16 protein-coding genes are annotated in these 18691 nt (G+C 69.9%); 4 read left to right on the top strand and 12 right to left on the bottom strand.

Annotated features, from left to right (window positions below; all coding sequences use genetic code 11):
* Nucleotides 1-28: 28 nt before the first annotated feature.
* Nucleotides 29-349 carry a hypothetical protein gene (locus GXN78_RS22580; protein ID WP_106557142.1) on the bottom strand — a complete coding sequence of 107 codons (321 nt, stop codon included), beginning with the start codon at nucleotides 347-349 and terminating at the stop codon, nucleotides 29-31.
* Between the two features lie 170 nt (nucleotides 350-519).
* A complete protein-coding gene (locus GXN78_RS22575) occupies nucleotides 520-2241 on the bottom strand; it encodes a tannase/feruloyl esterase family alpha/beta hydrolase (RefSeq protein ID WP_239142861.1) in 1722 nt (573 codons plus the stop codon).
* Nucleotides 2242-2555: 314 nt separating this feature from the next.
* Here GXN78_RS22575 and GXN78_RS22570 point away from each other — a divergent pair, with 314 nt between their 5' ends.
* The 3 genes from GXN78_RS22570 (at nucleotide 2556) to GXN78_RS22560 (ending at nucleotide 5062) form a co-directional block, all read left to right on the top strand.
* Complete coding sequence (locus GXN78_RS22570; protein WP_164255660.1) at nucleotides 2556-3041, top strand: PTS sugar transporter subunit IIA; 486 nt, start codon at nucleotides 2556-2558, stop codon at nucleotides 3039-3041.
* Between the two features lie 78 nt (nucleotides 3042-3119).
* Entirely contained in the window at nucleotides 3120-3539 is a 420-nt protein-coding gene (locus tag GXN78_RS22565) for a surface-adhesin E family protein (RefSeq protein ID WP_106557139.1), read from the top strand.
* Between the two features lie 104 nt (nucleotides 3540-3643).
* The gene (locus GXN78_RS22560) at nucleotides 3644-5062 is read left to right on the top strand and encodes an 8-oxoguanine deaminase (RefSeq protein ID WP_106557138.1); all 1419 of its coding nucleotides are present in this window, start codon (nucleotides 3644-3646) and stop codon (nucleotides 5060-5062) included.
* A 12-nt stretch (nucleotides 5063-5074) separates the two neighbouring features.
* Here the strand turns inward: GXN78_RS22560 and GXN78_RS22555 are convergent, their stop codons facing one another.
* The 9 genes from GXN78_RS22555 to GXN78_RS22515 all read right to left on the bottom strand — a co-directional run bounded on the left by GXN78_RS22555 (nucleotide 5075) and on the right by GXN78_RS22515 (nucleotide 15295).
* The gene (locus tag GXN78_RS22555; protein WP_106557137.1) at nucleotides 5075-5674 is read right to left on the bottom strand and encodes an SCO family protein; all 600 of its coding nucleotides are present in this window, start codon (nucleotides 5672-5674) and stop codon (nucleotides 5075-5077) included.
* Nucleotides 5671-6141 (bottom strand): hypothetical protein, encoded by a 471-nt coding sequence (locus GXN78_RS22550; protein WP_239142860.1) that lies wholly within the window; start codon nucleotides 6139-6141, stop codon nucleotides 5671-5673. The genes GXN78_RS22555 and GXN78_RS22550 overlap by 4 nt, the downstream gene beginning before the upstream one ends.
* Nucleotides 6141-8051, bottom strand: coding sequence for a galactose oxidase-like domain-containing protein (locus GXN78_RS22545; RefSeq protein ID WP_106557136.1), 1911 nt, complete (start codon nucleotides 8049-8051; stop codon nucleotides 6141-6143). Before GXN78_RS22545 ends, GXN78_RS22550 begins: the two co-directional genes overlap by 1 nt.
* A 117-nt stretch (nucleotides 8052-8168) precedes the next feature.
* Nucleotides 8169-8582, bottom strand: a complete 414-nt coding sequence (locus tag GXN78_RS22540; protein ID WP_106557135.1) for an acyl-CoA thioesterase — start codon at nucleotides 8580-8582, stop codon at nucleotides 8169-8171.
* A 7-nt stretch (nucleotides 8583-8589) separates the two neighbouring features.
* Nucleotides 8590-9588, bottom strand: coding sequence for a tripartite tricarboxylate transporter substrate binding protein (locus tag GXN78_RS22535; protein ID WP_106557134.1), 999 nt, complete (start codon nucleotides 9586-9588; stop codon nucleotides 8590-8592).
* 22 nt (nucleotides 9589-9610) lie between these two features.
* Nucleotides 9611-11206: an indolepyruvate oxidoreductase subunit beta family protein gene (locus GXN78_RS22530; protein ID WP_106557205.1), complete on the bottom strand. Its 1596-nt coding sequence runs from the start codon at nucleotides 11204-11206 to the stop codon at nucleotides 9611-9613.
* 78 nt (nucleotides 11207-11284) lie between these two features.
* Nucleotides 11285-13438 carry an indolepyruvate ferredoxin oxidoreductase subunit alpha gene (locus GXN78_RS22525; RefSeq protein ID WP_106557133.1) on the bottom strand — a complete coding sequence of 718 codons (2154 nt, stop codon included), beginning with the start codon at nucleotides 13436-13438 and terminating at the stop codon, nucleotides 11285-11287.
* A 16-nt stretch (nucleotides 13439-13454) separates the two neighbouring features.
* Nucleotides 13455-14105 (bottom strand): c-type cytochrome, encoded by a 651-nt coding sequence (locus GXN78_RS22520; protein ID WP_106557132.1) that lies wholly within the window; start codon nucleotides 14103-14105, stop codon nucleotides 13455-13457.
* On the bottom strand, nucleotides 14102-15295 hold the full coding sequence (locus GXN78_RS22515; RefSeq protein ID WP_181360554.1) for a PQQ-dependent sugar dehydrogenase: 1194 nt from the start codon (nucleotides 15293-15295) through the stop codon (nucleotides 14102-14104). The genes GXN78_RS22520 and GXN78_RS22515 overlap by 4 nt, the downstream gene beginning before the upstream one ends.
* 121 nt (nucleotides 15296-15416) lie before the next feature.
* Between GXN78_RS22515 and GXN78_RS22510 the strand changes: the two genes are divergently transcribed.
* Nucleotides 15417-16385, top strand: a complete 969-nt coding sequence (locus GXN78_RS22510) for a LysR family transcriptional regulator (protein ID WP_106557131.1) — start codon at nucleotides 15417-15419, stop codon at nucleotides 16383-16385.
* On the opposite strand, the gene GXN78_RS22505 is transcribed toward GXN78_RS22510, so the two are convergent.
* A complete protein-coding gene (locus GXN78_RS22505) occupies nucleotides 16336-18540 on the bottom strand; it encodes an LTA synthase family protein (protein ID WP_106557130.1) in 2205 nt (734 codons plus the stop codon). The genes GXN78_RS22510 and GXN78_RS22505 overlap by 50 nt on opposite strands.
* Nucleotides 18541-18691: the final 151 nt, after the last annotated feature.

Genomic DNA, 18691 nt, shown 5'->3' with positions numbered 1-18691 from the left:
ACTCAGGCGGCGCTGCGGCCGCCGATGATCAGAGGGCGGCGCCGGCTTCGGCGATGAACTTCAGCAGGTCGTGGTAGCCGGGGCCGAATTCCTGCGTGTCCACGCCGGCCAGCAGTTGCAGGCTCTTGGCCCGCGCCGTGCCGTCGATGCCGCGGGTGGAGCGCACGCTCAGTTCGGGATTGGCGTTGCCCTCGTCACGCTCGGACTCGCACACCACCACGATAGCGCCCGCGCACATCGCCAGGTCACCGCGCCGGAACAGGCGGCGCGCATCGGCCGGCCGGAAAACCAGGCGGGGCGCGCGGCGCGGGGCGGTGGCGGGCGATTGTGCGAAGGTGATCTTGGCCATGGAAGTGCTTGTGGAACGAAGCGGTGATGTGATGGCGCCAATGGTCTCGCAAAAAATGGTGGGAGAGGAGATTCCCGTAGACGGGAAGGTCACCAAACTGTGGCATTAGTCGCCACGGGGTGCAACAAATCATCCGGCATAAGGCTGAAGGATTAATCGTAAGTTCTCATTCAGGAGCAGACGTACGACGCCGCCAGCCGCGGATCGCCGCCGGTCAGCGTGGCCTTGGTCGGATACAGGCAGAGCGGTCGCGAACTGGCCGGCGAGGTGCCGGTGGCCGGCGCCGAGACGTCGATGCGCTCGGGCGAGTTGCCGCTTTCAACCCACAGCGTCAGCGCCAGGTAGAGCTGGGCGTTGGTCGGCAGCGGCGGGTTCGCGGCCGGATTGGTGGTGCCGTTGCTGAAGCCGTGGGCCATGCCCGGCACCAGGAAAAGGCGGTAATAGTTGCGCACCACCGCATCGCCGCCCGCTCGGGACGCCAGGCGTGTGTAGTAGTTCACGGTGCCCTGCGGCGGGATCAGCGTGTCGGCGAGCCCGTGGTAGACCAGCATCTTGCCGCCGCGCGCGGCGAAGCGGTCGATGTTCGGGTCGTCGGTGTTGATGTTGGCGAAGGCGGCCTGCAGGGCGATGCCCTGGTCGAAGGCGTTGGAAAGGTTCGCGTACGACAGCGTCGTCCATCGGTTGATGCCGTTGCCCGTCGCGTTGATGAAGGAGGGCGTGGCCCAGGTCGGGTCCTGCAGTTCCAGCGCCACCATGTCGGTCGCGATGGTGAAGGGCGTCGTGCCGCCCAGCCCCGTCAGGCTGGTGCCGCGCGCCAGCCCGTACCAGCGCTGGTTGGCCGACGTGGCAGGCGAGGTCGCGAAGCCGTTGTCCGCCGAGGGGGAGGGCACCGAGCCGTTGCTGGTCTGGCCGTACCAGATCTTGTTCATCGCCAGGGCCTGGGCGGCCGTGACGCAGCTGCCGGCCGGCCCGGCGCCCCCGCTGCTCGGGCACAGCACGGCGGCGTCCAGCTGCGGGTCGTAGCGGCATTGCGAGGGGTCGGGGATGTAGCCCAGGTGCTGGCTGTTCACCACGTCGCAGGCGTTGATGGCGGCATTGCCCATCAGCGTCAGCTGGGCTGCCGTCAGCGGCACGCCGCCCAGGTCGCGCTGGTAGACGATCTGCGGGTACAGCTCGGCGGTGATGAACTTCGTCCAGTTAATGGCCGGCGCGCCGGCCAGGATGCCGTCGAAGTCGGCTGGGTTCGCCTGCGCCTCCATGTGGCCCTGGCGGCCGCCGGTGGAGAAGCCGTTCCAGTAGGAGAAGCGGGGCGCGGTGCCGTAGAAGGCGGTCGCCAGCGCCTTGGTCTTGACGGCCATCTCGTGGATGCCGCGCTGCGCGAAGTCGTTCCATAGCGCCGTGTTCACCGTGCCGTCGGGCTTCATCGCGAAGGAGCCGCCGTTGGCGGTGTTGGCATGGCCGGTGTCGGTGCTGGCCGAGACCGCGCCTTCCACCATGGCGGCGTCTGCCGGCGCGCCGGCGCTGCCGCCCGTGAGGCCGGCCAGCGCCGTCAGCGAGGTGTGCACGCCGCCGGCCCAGCCGCCGCCGCCCTTCACATGCACGCGGCCGTTCCACTTCGCCTCGCCGGGCAGCCAGACCTCGATGCCGATGCCGGGCGAGGTCGAGGGCGCGTCCGTCGGGCCCGGGTTGCCCGGTCCCACCAGCAGCTTCACCACGCAGAGGTCGGTGGTGGCGGTGGGCGTGGAGGGCGTCGGGGCGCCCGTCAGCAGCAGCGGATCGCCGGTCTTGAAGGACTTGACCAGCAGCACGCTGGTGTTGGCGTCGGGCTTGAAGCCGGATTTGATCGAGTCGTCGCAGCCAAGCCGGGTCTGGCCCGGTGGCGGCAGAACCACGCCGCGCCTCCATGCCCGCCACCGCCGCCACCGCAGGCAGCGAGCCGCCGGCCGCCGCGATGCAGGCCACGCGGGCCCATGTCTTCATCCATGTCTCGAACCGGCAGTCTTTACGCATGACGTCCCCCGTTTGTCCTCGGCTGTCCGCCGTGGCCGGCGGCTGAGCGCCAAGGCGTCATGCGCCGCGAGCGGCGTGCGATGAGTAGGACGGTGCCGCCGGCTGGCGAGCGGCGGCAGCCTACAGACCGGAATGTCGGGTGTGAGGCGATCCGGTCGGAGCGACAATGACGCCGGCACAACGAGAGGACGACCGGATGAGCAAGGACATCGCGCAGATCGCTGCCTGGTTGCAACCGCAGGAGATCCTGTTTGACGTTGACGTCCGGGACCGGCCTCATGCGCTCGAGGTCGCGGCGGAGGCAATCTGCCGCGCTCGGGGGCTCGACCCGGCGCCGGTCGTTCGCGCGCTGTGGCGGCGCGAGCAGGCAGGCACCACCGCACTCGGCGACGGATTCGCGATTCCGCACGCCTGCATCGGCGGTATCTCACAGCCGACCACCCTGTTCATCCGCACCCGCCGCGCCATCGCCTTCCATGCGCCGGACGGCAAGCCGGTCTCGCAGCTGCTGGCCATCATGGTCCCGGAGGAGGGCGCCAGGGACGATCATCTGCAGTTGCTCGCGCTGGTCGCCCGGCTCTTCACCGACCACAGCTTTCGGGCGCAGCTCGACGGCGCGCCGGACGCGGCGGCTGCTGCGGAAGTGTTCCGGGCCGGGATCGCGCGCGTGGCGGCCGCTTAGCCCTAGCGTGACCGGCGCCGGGCCTCGCCAGGTGGGCCACTAGAATTCGCTCGTCTTCGACTGCAAAGGATATCCGGCGTGAGATGGTGGTTCGCGTGCTTCGGTCTGGTGGGCGCCAGCGTCGCGGCCGAGGCCGCGTGGTTCACTGTCACCGGCAATCCTGAAGATTCGTTGGTGAACACGGTCCAGGTCGATCCGGTGGCGATCAAGGTCACGGGCGAGCGCAGGATCATGAACCTGCGCGTGAGCCGTTCGCAGGACCGCGCCAACTGGGAGGGCGTGCCCTACCGTTCGTACGATGCCCGCGTCGCCTTCGATTGCCGGGCAAAGAAGGGCGAGTACCTGTTCGCGCGCTTCTACATGGCACCTCTGTGGCAGGGCGAGGCGCACAAGACCACCGATTATTCGGAGAAGCCGCGGCCGATGCGATTTCTCAGCATCGAACCCAATCCCGCCGATCGCATCATCCGCGCAGCCTGCCACGCCAGCGGCCAGTAGCGGGGCTGCGCCTGGGGCGCGGCCTTACCGGCGCCAAGGCTCGCAGGGGCTTGGCACCCAGGGCGGCAGAATGGGCGCTCGCCATTCCCACGGAGCCGCACGCCATGCACGCACCCTCCCATCGCCCCCTGGTCCTCCGGCACGCCGAAGTCTTGCTCACCATGGATGCCGGGCGGCGCGAGATCGCTGACGGCGCGGTGGTGGTCGAAGGCCCGGCCATCGCCTGGGTCGGCGCCAGCGTCGAGCTGCCGGCCGCCTATGCCGAGGCCCTGCGCGACGGCCGCGCCGATGCCGTCGACCTGCAGGGCCATGTGCTGATGCCGGGCCTGGTCAACACCCACCACCACATGTACCAGAGCCTCACCCGCGCCGTGCCCGAGGCGCAGGACGCCGAGCTCTTCGGCTGGCTCACGAATCTCTACCAGCTCTGGGCCCGCCTCACGCCCGAGATGATCCGCGTCTCTACCCAGACGGCGATGGCCGAGCTGATGCTCTCGGGCTGCACCACGACCAGCGACCATCTCTACCTGTTCCCCAACGGCGCGCGGCTCGACGACTCGATCGAAGCGGCCGAGGCAATGGGCATGCGTTTCCATGCCGCGCGCGGCAGCATGAGTGTGGGCAGGAGCCAGGGCGGGCTGCCGCCCGACGAGCTGGTGGAAAGCGAGCCCGCGATCCTGGCCGACAGCGAGCGCCTGATCGACCGCTGGCACGATGCGAGCCGGCATTCGATGCGCCGCATCGTGCTCGCGCCCTGTTCGCCCTTCTCGGTCTCGCGCGAGTTGATGCGCGACTCGGCCGTGCTGGCGCGCGAGCGCGGCGTCTCGCTGCACACGCACCTGGCGGAGAACGACAACGACGTCGCCTACTCGCGCGAGAAGTTCGGCATGACGCCGGCCGAGTACGCGGAGGACCTGGGCTGGGTAGGGCGCGATGTCTGGCACGCGCACTGCGTCAAGCTGGACGAGGCCGGCATTGCCCTCTTCGGCCGCACCGGCACCGGGGTGGCGCATTGCCCCTGCTCCAACATGCGGCTGGCCTCGGGCATTGCGCCCGTCGGTGCCATGCGCCGCGCCGGCGTGCCGGTGGGCCTGGGCGTGGACGGCAGCGCCTCCAACGACGGCGCTCACTTGCTCGGCGAGGCGCGCCAGGCCCTGCTGCTGCAGCGCGTGGGTTACGGCCCCGCGGCGATGACGGCGCGCGAGGCGCTGGAGATTGCCACCTTGGGCGGCGCGCGCGTGCTGGGGCGCGACGACATCGGCGCGCTGGCGCCGGGCATGTCGGCGGACCTCGTGGCCTTCGATCTGCGCGGCGTGGCCCACGCCGGAGCCTGGCACGACCTGGTGGCCGCGCTGGTGTTCTGCCAGCCTGGCAATGTGGCGCTGAGCGTGATCAACGGGCGGGTGGCAATCCGCGACGGGGTCTTGCAGGACGTGGAACTGCCGCCGCTATTGGCGCGGCATCGCGCGCTGGCGCGCAGCCTGTACGAAGGGGCGCGGCATTCGCACCTGCACGCCGGGTGACCGGGTGAGCGCTCAGGCCACGCGCCTGAGCGCCGCCAGGACCTCGGCCGCCGGCGGCAGCTCGCTGGTGCGCCAGACCAACCGGGCCTGGCGATCGAACACATAAACCTGGCCGGTGTGGCGGTCGCCCGCGGCCACGCCGCCCCTGAAGTGCGAGAGCATCAGGTCGAGCGCCGCCGGGGCGGGCGCAGCCGCGCTCCATACACGCCCGGCGCCGAAACGCCGCAGCCAGGCGCTGAGGGCGGCGGGGTCGTCGGCCAGCGGGTCGATGCTCAGCGACAGCAGGCGCGTCGCATCGCGCTCGGCCGTCAAGGCGGCCTGCAGCGCCGCGAACAGGGCGCCCTGGATCGGGCAGACCGTGCTGCAGCCGGTGAACATCAACTGGACGGCGGTGGGGGTGCCGCGCAGTTGCGCGGCGAGTGTCGGCGCGGCGCCGTCGTGGCGCCGCAGCGGCAAGGCGGGTGCCGTCACGGCCGGCATCACCGGGCCCACGGCGGCGTCGGCGCGGGCGGCCGGCAGCACCCCCAGCCACGCCAGGGCGCCGGCGGCCAGCAGGTGCCGGCGCCCGTGGGATGCCGGCCGGGACGGGACGAGGGAACAATGCGCGCTCATTCGGCAGGCCCCCGCGTCAGGTAGTCCCACAAGGCCGCGCACTGGGCATCGTCGGCATCGAAGCGCGGCATGGCGCGGGGCAGCACGATGTGGGCCGGATCGACGCCGGTGCGCAGCGTGCGGCAGAAGGACGACTGCTCGTACGCGATGGGCGGCCCGCCCCGGCGCGCGCGGGCTTCGCGCAGCTGGCGCCGGTCCAGTTGCGGCGCGAAATCGGAGGCCGCGGTGGTGGACTTGCCAGGGCCGCTGTGGCACTGAATGCAGCGCGTCGCCACGACCGGCAGCGGCGTGCTGTGCCCGGACAGCGTGCCGGCGAGCGGCTCGGTGCCGTCGAACAGGCGCGCACCGCGCGCCACCGAGGCCGGCACGGCGGCTTCGCGCGACCGGTCCGATGCGAGGCACGCGGGCAGTGCGGTTGCGAGCGCCAGCGCCATCGGGAGCCCTAGCTTGCAAAGCGCGCCGGCCACTACCGGATGTTGATCGTGCGCGCCACGCTGGGCACGCCACCGGCGTCCAGCGCGAACAGCATGTAGTTGCCCGGCAGCACCACGCCGCGATCGGCCGGAATGCCCAACTGGTAGTTGCCTGTCGTGCCGGTGAAGGACAGCGGGATGCGGCGCTGGTCGGTGTTGACCGAGTGGGTGGCCGAAGCCATGCGCATCAGCGCGAAGCTGGCCGCCGCGCGGTCGGTCGTCACGGCGATCTGGCTGCCCCACGTGGCGCTGGCCGGCGCGGCCGTGATGGCCGGGCGAGGCGCCGGCGAACCATCGGGCGCCAGCAGATAGGGTGGCGTGTAGATCTCTGCGTCCGCGTGGTCGGCAGGACAGGCGCACAGCCCGCCGCCGCCGGCCAGCACCCGCCCGTCCAGCAGCAGAAGCGCGACGCTGTGGTAGTTGCGCGGCTTCTGCATCGGCGGCAGGGTGATGAAGCTTTCGAACACCGGGCTCCACAGCTCGGCGGCCAGCACGCTGTAGGAGTCGGAGAAGGGCACCGGCTGCGTCTGGCCGCCCATCACGAACACCTCGCCGTTGGGCAGCACCACGCTGTTGACGAAGGTGCGGCCATAGGCCATGGGCGAGACCTTGCGCACCGTAGGCGGATTCGGCGGGCCCGCACCGATGTCGATGACGTAGGCGGTGTTGAAGGCGTTGCCGCTGTCGTGGTTGGGCGCACCGCCGAGCTTGAGGATCTTGTTGACGTCGTACATCACCGCGCTGGCAGTCATGGCGTAGGGGTCGTCGCTGCGCAAGCCCGCCTGCAGGATGGCGCCGCTGCCGCGCGTGTCGATCCAGTGCATCGCGGCGGCGGGGCCCGCGTGGAACACCCAGCCACCGGCGGCGCCGAACAGCCACATGTGGTTGTCGCCGCGGTAGACCCCGGCCGCATCCGGGCCGGCCAGCGGCGGGTTCGAGACATTGCTCGCGTCCGGCATGTGGGCCGGTACGCCGGCCAATGTGCGCCAGGTCCTGGTGCTGGCCGACCATACCTCGCCGTTCTTGCCACCCTGCCCGCCGTTCCATGAACCGCCGACGGTGAACACGGAGCCGTCGGACATCGTCGTGCTGGACTGGTAGGCACGCGGAATCCCGAGCTTCGCTCCCGTCGCCCAGCCGCCGAGTGCGGGGTCGTAGATCGAGGTCATCGCCGCATCGCTGCCGCCGCTGACCAGCACGCTGCCGTCGGCCAGCATGCTGAGGCCGGGGCAGAACATCTGGTGGCCCGTTGCCGTGACCGTCAGCGGGCCCGAAGTTCGCGTGGCGGGGTCGAACACCGAGGTGTAGGTGTAGGCCTCGCTGCTGCTCGTGCTGAAGCTGGTGGGCGAGCGGGCCGCCCACAGCAGCAGCTTGCCGTCCGGCAGGTTGGCGGCCGACGCGGGCACGAGCGGAAGCGCGATCGGATCGGACCAGGGCTTGACGGCTGCGGTGGACTGCGCCGCGGTGTAGCCGGCGGCCGTGAAGCGGTACTCGTTGGCTGTCAGCCACTTCCCCTTGAATCGGGAGCGCAGCCGGACCACGAACTCCGCACCGTTGATGGGCAGGTTCGTCACCGTCAGCGTGGTTGCGCTGGTCACGGTGTCGACCACCGGTGTCGCCGAGGAGGTCGACTGGAGCGTGAAGCCGTACTGATTGGCGCCGGTGTTGGTCCAGATGAAGGTCGCGCTGCGGCTGGCGAACTTGGTGCCGGGCGTCGGACTGATCAGGATTGCCGGCTGCCCCTCCGGTGGCGCCGGCTTGTTGCTCGACGCGGACGTGCTCAGGGTCCTGTCGGTGACCTGCGCTCTGCCGCCGCCTCCGTCCTCGCCGCCGCACCAACCCAGGAACACCATGGACGCACAGGCGAGCCCGGGCAAGGCCCGCGCGGATGGAACGCTGGTCATCGCTCCCCCTTTTTTATTGCCACCGAGGTGTGCGGAGCTTAGTCCTCGCGCGCGCAAGAAACAATAAGAAAGTATTCAAAAAACGCGAAACCCAGCGCCAGGGTGCGCGGGCCGTGACTACTCGCAGAGCCGCCGAATCTCCGGCGGGATCGGCACCGCGCGGATGCCGCCGCCCTCGCGCTTGGCCGCGAAGATGCGCACCTCCTCGCATTCAAGGATCAGGTCCTCGCCGCGCTTCACGCGGTAGGTCTGCAGGAAGCTCTTGTCGCGCCACTCGGGGATCGCCACCGCGATCGTGAGCGTGTCGCCGTAGCTCGCGCTCTTGACGAAGCGGGTGTGGGTGTCGACCAGCGGCGTGCCGATCACGCCCAGCGTTTGCGCCGTCTCCTCCCAGCGCGGCACGCCGCGCTCGGCGAAGAAGTGGCGCGAAGCCGCGTCGATCCAGCGGAAGAAATTGGGAAACCAGACGATGCCGGCAGGATCGCAGTCGCCGAATTCGACGCGGACGGTGTAGGTGACTTGTGGGCTCATTCAGTGATCAATCCGCAAGGATTTTTCTTTCCCGAATGATGGCGCCGAAGCGCGCCGAGTCCGCCATGGCGCGGTCGTGGAAGGCCGCCGGCGTGCCCGGCACCGCTTCGCCGCCCAGGTTGGCAATGCGCTCCTTCACCGCCGGCGTCGCCAGGATGCGGTTGATCTCGGTGTTGAGCCGGGTCACGACCTCGGGCGGCGTGCGCGCCGGCGCGTAGAAGCCGAACACCGTGTCGGCGTCGAAGCCCTTGAGCCCAGCCTCGTCGAGCGTGGGCACCTCCGGGAACAGCGGCGAGCGCTTCGGGCTGCCCACGGCCAGCAGGCGCAGCTTGCCCGCGCGCACCTGGTTCAGGCCGATGCCCGGATCGAAGGAGAAGTCGATCTGGCCGGCGAGCAGGTCCTGCAGCGCGGGCGCCGCGCCGCGGTAGGGCACATGCACCGCGAACAGGCCGGTCTGGCTCTTGAACATCTCGCCGGCCAGGTGCGGCGAGCTGCCGGTGCCGGGCGAGCCGAAGGACAGCTTGCCCGGGCGCTCCTTCACATAGGCGATGAAGTCCTTGACGTTCTGCGGCGGCAGCGAGGGCTTGGTCACCAGGAACACGAGGATGCGCGCCGCGGCGGCCACTGGGATCAGGTCCTTGGTGGGGTCGAAGGGCATCTTCGGGTACAGGTGCGGATTCACCGAAACCATGCCACCCGAGCTCATCAGCAGCGTGTAGCCGTCCGGCACCGCGCGCGCCACGTTCTCGCCGCCGATGTTGCCGTTGGCGCCGCCGCGGTTCTCGATCAGCACCGGCTGGCCCAGGGCGTCCTGCAGCGGCTGGGAGATCGCGCGCGCGATGGTGTCGGCCGCGCCGCCGGGCGGGAAATTCACCACCACCTTGATGGGCTTGCTGGGCCAGTTGCTGCCTTGCGCCTGGGCGGCCGGCACCACGGCGGCGCCCAGCGCCAGCGCCAGCAATGCGCGGCGCAATGGGATCGCGTGGCGGGGTCTTGTCGTTGTCATCGCGGGTCTCCTTCTCGTTGGTTCATGGGGTGGCGGCGGGCCGGCGCTTCATCCAGCGGATCGGCTGGGCCACGACGGGCCGCGCCGGCGCGCCGTGCTGCACGAGCGCGGCGTCGAGCGCCTTGCCGGCGTCGTCGGCCAGCGCGGCCTGCCGGGCCGAGGCGATGGCCTCGGCGCGCGCCGCGGCGGAGGCGCCGGGCAGCTCGGCCAGGTGGCCGATCACGTGCAGCAGGTTCTGCTTGCCGCGCTCGTTGGTGCTTCCGTAGCCCTTGATGAGCCGGCCGCACAGCGCGATCTCGTGGCCCAGGCGCCAGCCGCTGCGCGTGCCCTGCAGCACGGCGGCGAGCCAGCGCCCGATCAGCGCCTGCTCTTCGGCGAAGCGGCTGCCGCGCCGGCGCAGCCAGCGCAGCGAGGCCAGCAGCCGCAGCGAGGCCATGCCGAAGACCGCGTGGCTGCCGACCTTCAGCGGCAGGGCCCAGGGCGCCTTGCGGCGCCGGTCCCAGGCCGTGAGGCGATGGGCCAAGGATTGCGGCAGCAGCGCCGCGAACTCGGGCGTGCCCGGCTTGAAGTGGTCGTAGACCTTGACGATGTCTTCGTCCCCGGCCCGCACCTCGCGCCGCACGCGCGCAGTGCGGCTCTTGCGGCTCTTGAGCTCGGCCACCCGCACGATGTCGTCGAAGGCCATCCACAGCGCGAGCCAGCGCGCCATCTCGTGGGTGATGGCAAAGCCGTGGGCACCGGCAGGGTCGGCCGCGCGCTCGGCTGCCAGCACCTGCTGCAGGCGCTCGATGTAGAGCTGCGCGTACGCGGCGTCCTGGTAGTCGAGCACGCGGGCGTAGCCCAGCGCCAGCAGGCCCTGCACCTGCGGCGGGAACAGCTGCGCGACCGCGGCCGGCAGCGCGTGCGCCGCGGGCTCGTCCGGCCCGGTGGTGGCCAGCAGCCGGCTCACCATCGCGGCCTGCTCGCGCGGCGCGCGCACGATCTCGAAGGCCTGCGCGAAGCCGCGCAGGCTGGCCGCGGCCATCTTGCCGGCCTGGTCGGGCGCCTTGCCGCCGCGCACCACGTGCTCGTAGGCCTCGCGCGGGAAGGGAAACAGCCCGCTGCCCGCGACCGCGCCCAGCATCACGGCGCTGACCACCGTGCCGGCGTCGCGCGCCACCGTGCCCATGTCGAACACGTGATGCTCGCGGCTGAAGGCCTTGATCACGTCCAGCAGCCTGTCGCTGTCGGCGCGGCCATCGCCCAGCTGCATGCGCTCGGCCGTGGTCAGCGTGCGCCCCGAGGAGCTGATGACGAGGGTTCGCGCCGGGGCGCTCATGCCGTTGCCGATCTGCCGCGCGGTCTCCAGCAGCTCGGAGGAGACGATCGCATCCAGCGCCCCCGGCACCGGGCTCAGGCTGAACACCGGCCGCCGGCCGCCGAGCTCGGCCTGCGGCACCGGGAACACCTCGATGTAGTAGGTGGTCGCGCCGGTGCGCTGCGCCACGCCGGGGATGGACGTGCTCTGCGCAGCGTAGCCCGCGTGGCGGGCCACCTCGACGAGCCATTCGGTGAGCACCCCTCCGCCTTCGCCGCCGAGGGCGCAGACGAGCAGGGTGATGGGTTGTGTCGTAGGGATGTTCATCGTGGGAATCAGCAATTCATTTCCAGGACGCGGTGCTGCGCCCTTCGCGTACGCATGTCCGGTCCCCGCAGCCTAGGCGGGTTGCAACGCTCGCACCACCGCGCCGCGCAGCGAATGGACCAGACGCTCGTACCACTTCGGGTTCTGCACCACCTCGGCCCGATAGAAGCTGGGGCACAAGGTGGCCGCATGCGCATTGGCGCCGCACAGCCCGCAGCCCACGCAGCCGTCGATCACCACCGCGACCGGGTCGACCTTCAGCGGATCGGGGTTGTCCTTGATCGTGAGCGTGGGGCAGCCCGACAGCCGGATGCAGGCGTGGTCGCCGTTGCACACGTCCTCGTCCACGCCGTACTTCACCCGCACCACGCGTTCGCCCCGCTTGAGCAGGCCGGCGATCCAGGGCTTGATGCGGCGCTGCCGCTCCAGCTGGCATTCGCCTTCGGCCACGATCACCTTCAGCCCGTTGAAATCGGTGGTGAAGGCCTCGTTGAGCGTGGCGCGCATCTTGTCGACGTGGTAGGTATGCACCGTGCGCAGCCACTGCACGCCCAGGCCCTTGAGCGTCGACTCGATGGTGGTGTTCTTGTCGACCAGGCTCTGCTGCTTGTCGACCGCGCGCTCCTTCAGCTCCTCGTCGGGGCTGGAGATGATGTCCTGCGTGCCGGTGGCCGAGGTGTAGCCGTTCTTGAAGATCAACAGCACCGCATCGTCACCGTTGAAGAGCGCGCTCTGCACGCCGGTGAGCAAGCCGTTGTGCCAGAAGCCGCCGTCGCCCATGATCGACAGCGCCCTGCGCTGCATCATCGGCGACACGCCCGCGCGGCTCGCCAGGCTCATGCCGTAGCCCAGGATCGAGTGGCCCATGGAGAAGGGCTCGAAGGTGCCGAAGGCATGGCAGCCGATGTCGGCCGCGATGTGCACCGGCCCGCTGTCCTGCTGCGCCAGCTTGAGCGCCGCGAACACCGGGCGCTCGGGGCAGCCGATGCAGAAGCTGGGCGGCCGCGCCGGCAGCGGCGCATCCAGCTTCGCGGCCACTGCGGCGCGGCGCTCGCGGTTGCCGGCGAGCCAGCCTTGCGCCGAGTCCTGCGCATGCTGCGGCAGGTAGCGCTCTGCAAACTTCGAAAGACCGCCCGCCAGCACCTCGACGCCCAGTTCGCCCGCGGGCGGCAGCATGTCGCAGCCGTGCAGCGGCGTCTGGATGTCGCGCCGGCGCAAGAGCGTCGCAATCTCCTGCTCGATGTACTCGGGCTGGCCTTCCTCCACCACCAGCACCGCGCGCTTGCCCACGCAGAAGTCGGCGACCTGCTCCGGCACCAGCGGGTAGGTGACGTTGAGCACCAGCAGGGGGATGTCGGTTGCGCCGAAGGCATCGGCGAGGCCCAGCTGCTGCAGGCTGCGGATCAGCGCGTTGTAAAGGCCGCCCTGGACGACCAGCCCCAGGTCCTCATGCTTGCCCGGGATCAGCTCGTTCAGCCCGTGCTCGGCGATGTAGCGCCGCGCAGCCGGGATGCGTTCCTCCCCCTTGAGCTTCTCGTGCCGGAAGGTCACCGGCGGATGCGCGAGCCGCATGTAGTCGAAGCCGGCCGGCTCCTCCATCAGCGCGCGGGTGGAGACCGGCGGCGGCAGGTTGTCCCGGCATTCGAAGCTGCCGCGCACATGGCAGGTGCGGATGCGCAGCTCCATCATGCAGGGCATGCTGGAGGTCTCCGAGAGGCGGAAGCCGTGCTCCACCATGTCGACCATCCGGCCCAGCTCGGGCCGCGGATCGAGCAGGCACATGCCGGACTTCAGCGCATAGGCGTGCGTGCGCTCCTGGATCACGCTGGCGCCTTCGCCGTAGTCCTCGCCCACCACGATCAGCACACCGCCTTTCACGCCCGGCGAGGAGAGGTTGGACAGCGCATCGGCCGCCACGTTGGTGCCGACGATCGACTTCCAGGTGACGGCGCCGCGCAGCGGATAGTGGATCGAGGCGCCGAGCATGGCCGCGGCCGAAGCCTCGTTGGAGCAGGCCTCCACATGCACGCCCAGCTCGTCCATGTAGGGCTTGGCCTGCACCATCACGTCGAGCAGGTGCGAGACCGGCGCGCCCTGGTAGCCGCCCACGTAGGCCACACCCGACTGCAGCAGGCCCTTGGTGATGGCGAGGATGCCCTCGCCGTGAAAGGTGTCGCCGGCACCGAGGCGCAGGGCCTCGATCTCCTTGCTGAATGAAACTTCCAAGACGCTTTCTCTCTGTTTACTTCGTGGGGGGCTGGCCCGGGAAACGGGCCAGGTAATAGGCGAGGGTGTCCAGGTCCTCGTTCGGGATGCGGCCGACCGCCTCGGCCATGGCCATCGTGTAGCCCACGCGCTTGCCGGCCTTGAACTCGTGCAGCGTCATCTGCAGGTAGTCCTCGCGCTGGCCGCCGATGCGCGGCACCTGCTGGCCGCCGCTGAAATCGGTGCCGTGGCAGAACACGCACTTGTGCTCCTGCGCCAGCGCCTGGCCCTTCTTCATGCGCGCGGCATCGAGCGGCGCCGAAGGCGCCGGCGCGGGCACCGGCGGCAGCGTGGCGATGAAGTCCGAGAAGCCGCGCAGGTCCTCGTCCTTCATGCCCTTGGCCACCGCGCTCATCGCCTCGTTGGCGCGCCGCCCCTCACGGAACAGGAAGAGCTGCGTGATTGCGTAGAAGGAATGCTGGCCTGCCAGCACCGGCGTGTTCGGCATCTCGCTGCGTCCGTTGGCGCCGTGGCAGGCCGCGCACAGCTGGGCGAAGCGCTGCGCATGCGCGCCCGCGCCGCCCTGGCCCTGCGAAGCCTTGCCGCCCTGGGCGCCGGCCGGCGTCGCGAGCCCGAAGCACGCTGCCGCCGCCGTGATCCATGCGAATGCGCGTGCTCCCCTCGTCATTTGCCGTAGCTGATGCGGTAGATGGCGCCTGCGTGGTCGTCGCTCACCAGCAGCGAGCCGTCCTTCAGGATCAGGAAGTCGACCGGGCGGCCGAGGTAGCTGTTGTTCTCGACGAAGCCGGTCATGAAGGGCTCGACCTTCGCGCCGCCCTTGCCGTCGGGCCAGGCGACGGACACGTCGGCGTACTTGTTGGTGCGGTTCCACGGGCCGTGGCGGGCGATGAACATCGCGCCCTGGTACTTGGCCGGGAACATCTTGCCCGTGTAGAACTTCAGGCCCAGCGAGCCTGCGTGCGGGCCGAGAAATGCGGCAGGCTTCTGGAAGTCGCTGCACGACTTGCCCCAGCCGAATTCCGGGTCGGGGATGTTGCCCTGGTGGCAGTAGGGGTAGCCGAAGTGCTGGTTCGGGCCGGTGACGACGTTGAGCTCGTCGTTCGGGATCTCCTCGCTGAGCCAGTCGCGGCCGTTGTCGGTGAACCAGAGGCGGTCGGTCTTGGGATCGAAGTCGAAGCCCACCGTGTTGCGCACGCCGCTGGCGATGGTCTCCATGCCGCTGCCGTCGAGGTTCATGCGGTAGATCTTGGCGTACTCGCCGGGGTCGCAGATGTTGCAGGGCGCGCCGATCGGGAAGTAGAGCTTGTCCTTGTGGATGCGGATGAACTTCCAGCTGTGGTCCTCGCCGCCGGGCAGCTTGTCGTAGAGCACCGTCGGCTGGCCGGGGTTGTCGAGCTTCGAGTCGATGTTGTCGTAGCGCAGGATCTGCTTGTGCGTGGCCAGGTAGAGGCTGCCCTTGTGGTAGTCGATGCCGGTGGCCTTCTCCATCTTGTCGATGATGGTCTTGACCTCGCGCGTGTTGCCCTTGGGGCTGACCGCGTAGACCTTGTTGGCGACGAACAGCGTGCTGACGAACACCGTGTCGCCGGGCCCCTGGCGCAGCTCGCGCGCATCGAGCACGCCCGAGACCCAGGTCTCCACCTTGAAGCCGGGCGGCAGCTTGAACTTGGCGGTGGGCAGCTTGTCGGCCGCGGTCGGGATCGGGAAGGCCGGCACCGGCGCCATGCGCTGGGCGGCTTCGGTCTTGGGGCGGCCCTTGGCCCAGCCGGGTTCTTCGGCGGGCGGCTGCTGGGCGGATGCGGCCGTGGCGGCGCACAGCAGGGCGGCGAGCGTGGCATGCAGGCGGAACTGGGGCATGGCTGTCTCCTTCTTGGTTGTGCGGCAGCCGCGGGGGGCATGCATAGCGCCATCCGCGCCGCCGGTTGGCAGTGTGCGAGCCGCAGCCCCGGGTATCAATAAAATAATCGTGCTATCCGACATGAATGCCATGCATATAGACACCATCGACCTGAACCTGCTGCGCCTGTTCGACGCCGTCTACCGCGCGCGCAGCGTGAGCCGCGCGGCCGATGCGCTGGGCCTCACCCAGCCGGCCGCCAGCCATGGCCTGGGCCGCCTGCGGCTGTTGTTGCAGGACGCGCTCTTCACCCGCGCGCCGGGCGGCGTGGCGCCCACGCCGCGCGCCGAGCGGCTGGCCGCCGCGGTGCAGTCGGCGCTGGGCACGCTGGAGGAGGCGCTCAGCGAGCCCGACCGCTTCGAGCCCACGGCCTCGCGCAAGACCTTCCGCATCCACATGAGCGACATCGGCGAGGGCCGTTTCCTGCCGGCGCTGATGGCGCGCCTGGGCGCGCTGGCGCCCGGGGTGCGGCTGGAAACCCTGCCGCTGGCGCTCGACGAGATCGCGACCGCGCTCGACAGCGGCCGCGTCGACTTCGCCTTCGGCTTCCTGCCCAAGGTGAGCGACACGCAGCGCATCCTCCTGCTCAAGGACCGCTACATCGTGCTGCTGCGCAAGGGCCATCCCTTCACGCGCGGGCGGCGCAGCGGCCAGGCGCTGCTGGAGTCGCTGCAGAAGCTGGAGTACGTGGCGGTGCGCACGCACGCGGAGACGCTGCGCATCCTGCAGCTGCTCAACCTGGAGGATCGGGTGCGCCTGACCACCGAGCACTTCATGGTGCTGCCGGCCATCGTGCGCGCCACCGACCTGGCGGTGGTGATGCCGCGCAACATCGCGCGCGGCTTCGCGGAGGAGGGCGGCTACGCCATCGTGGAGCCGGCCTTTCCGCTGCGCGACTTCGCGGTGTCGCTGCACTGGAGCAAGCGCTTCGAGGCGGATCCGGCGAACAGCTGGCTGCGGGGGGTGATCAGGGAGCTGTTTGCCGAGTCCCAGGCTGTGCTCACCGGCCGTTCCCGGTCAGCGCCCATTCGCCCGACGCGATCGGCGTGACCATCATCGACAGCGTGGTCTGCATGCGCCACTGCAGCATCTCGAGGCGCACTTGCGCCAGTTCTTCCTTGCCGATCTGAAGCGGGTGGGCTTCGCGGGGATCGCGCGCGAGGTCGAAGACTTCCATCGGCTTGCGGTCGAAGCTGTAGATGTACTTGCGCGACCCACGGCGTGCCGCCAGGAAGGTCCAGTCGATGCTGCTGGAGAAGAACAGCCTTCGATCCGCGTCCACGGGCTGCAACAGCGAGACGCCGGGCAACTGCGCGCCCTCGATGCGGTAGCCCAGCAGCTCGGCGATGGTCGGCAGGATGTCGACCTGCAGGCGCGCGCCCTTCACCACCCCCGGTACCAGTAGCGGCATCCCCGGCGCGTAGATAAGCGCCGGCACGTGCAGCCCCTCCTGGTAGAGCGCGTTGTAGGTCTGCCTGGCGTTGTGCTCGTCGAACATCTGGCCGTGGTCGCCGACGAACACGAACACCGTGTCTTCGAGCAGCCCCAGCGCGCGGTAGCCGTCCACCAGCTGCCGCAGAATGCCGTCGACATAGAGCAGGCAGTTGTAGTAGGCCTCGAGCTGAGGGTTGGAAACGCCCTCGAAGCGGATCTTCCGCCAGCTCGCAGGCGTGCGGAAATCGTGATGGCCCACGTTCGTCATGATCGCCGCGAAGAAGGGCCTCTGCGCCTGCCGCTGCGCCTGCGACCAATCCAGGATCGGCCGCACCATCGTCTCGTCGGCGATGCCGAAATAGGTGACCCGTTCGGCGCCGGGCCGGGTGAGCTCGATCTCGGTCTTCACCGTGTCGAAGCCGAAGGCGTCGATCATCTCGACGTCGTTCTGGAAGCGCAGGTCGGTGGGCGTGAAGAAGCCGGTCGCGTACCCGATGTCGCGCAGCGCCGAGGCGAGCGAACGCGCCTCGGGCTCGCGGCCGTGCGCCTGCACCCAGTCTGCGGTGCGCTCGTTCGCGAGCGGGTACTTGCCGCCCAGGATGGCCATCCAGGCCGCGGCCGTCCTGGGAATGACGGCGCTCATGTCCTCGATCAGCAGGCCCTGGTCGGCCAGCTCCTTCAGGAAGGGCGTGGTGGGCAGGCCGGGGTCGTGCAGCGTCGTGGACTTCGCGCGCACCGACTCCAGCATCACCAGCACCACGTTCCTGTCCCGGGCCTGCGGTGTGGGTCGGAGGATCAGATGGTCGTCATGCCAGGGTGGACGGCGGGAGCGCTCGAAGGCCTGCATCACGTCCTTACGCGCCTCGTCCCTGGGCGTGTGCCGCAGGCTCCTTGCCAGGTCGATCAGCTTGCTCTCTGCATGGCGCAGCAGCGGCAGCAGCAGCGGCGAGGGTGCAGGCAGGAAAAAGGCCAGCGACAGTGCGAGCGTGGCGGCGCCGATGGCGTTGCTGCGCATTCCGCGGGCCAGGGGCGCGCAGGCCAGTCTGCGCTCCCGCCATGCCCAGGCCACTGCCAGCAGGATGCCGCCGGCAATGGCGAGCAGGCCCAGCGGCGTGGTCTCCGAGCGGATCAGCGGCAGCATCTCCCGCAAGTGCGTCGCCGCGAAACGAAGCACCCGCAGGCTCGCGGGCTGGCCGGTGCTGAGCTCGTAGGCCAGGTCGATGCCCACCAGCGCGCACAGCAGCACCACCACGGCCTGCAGCACCCGCACGGCGGCAACTCGCGAGCGGGCCGGAACGAGCCGGATCGCCAGGCCTGCCGCCAGCACCCCGACAGCCAGCGAGATCGCGTCGCGCCACAGGCAGGCTGCCAAGCCCCACAGCTGACCCCAGGCTGTCCCGGACCAGAGCTGCAGCGCGTCCAGCCAGCTCGCGCTGGCCCGGGTCAAGCTCGCCGCGACGGCCAGCGCGACCATGAAGCCCGCCGCGATCGGCAGGCCCAGCCAGCGATGCCTGGGAAACGCCAGTTGCTGAATGACCAGCCCCGCCAGCAGGGCGAGCGCGAAGCGCAGCAGCGTGAAGGACCAGAGCCACTGGAGCAGCGCGGCGCTGCCGGAACCCGCGTAAGGCGCTGCGTGCAGGGCGCTCATCACCAGCAGCGTCTTGGCCAGCATCAGCCACACCGCGAGCGGCGCGAACACCCGCCAGGCCAAGGTCCAGGGATCTCGGCCCACCACGGGATCGCAGGCCATCGCGGCATTCGAGGAGTCCATCGCGCGTTCCTCCTCGGAAACGGGGACACGGGGACACGGGGACACGGGGTTTATGTCATCAATTTGTCAAACAAACATACCCCATCGGAAGGGGACTCGGATTGGTGGCTTCAGGGTTGACATTTCGAATGCGCTTCGCTTGCTTCTCGAG

It is taken from the genome of Variovorax sp. WS11 (assembly GCF_010499245.1).
GTDB lineage: Bacteria > Pseudomonadota > Gammaproteobacteria > Burkholderiales > Burkholderiaceae_C > Variovorax.
The sequence above is the reverse complement of the archived record's forward strand: the minus strand, read 5'-3'. Positions and strand labels throughout refer to the sequence as shown.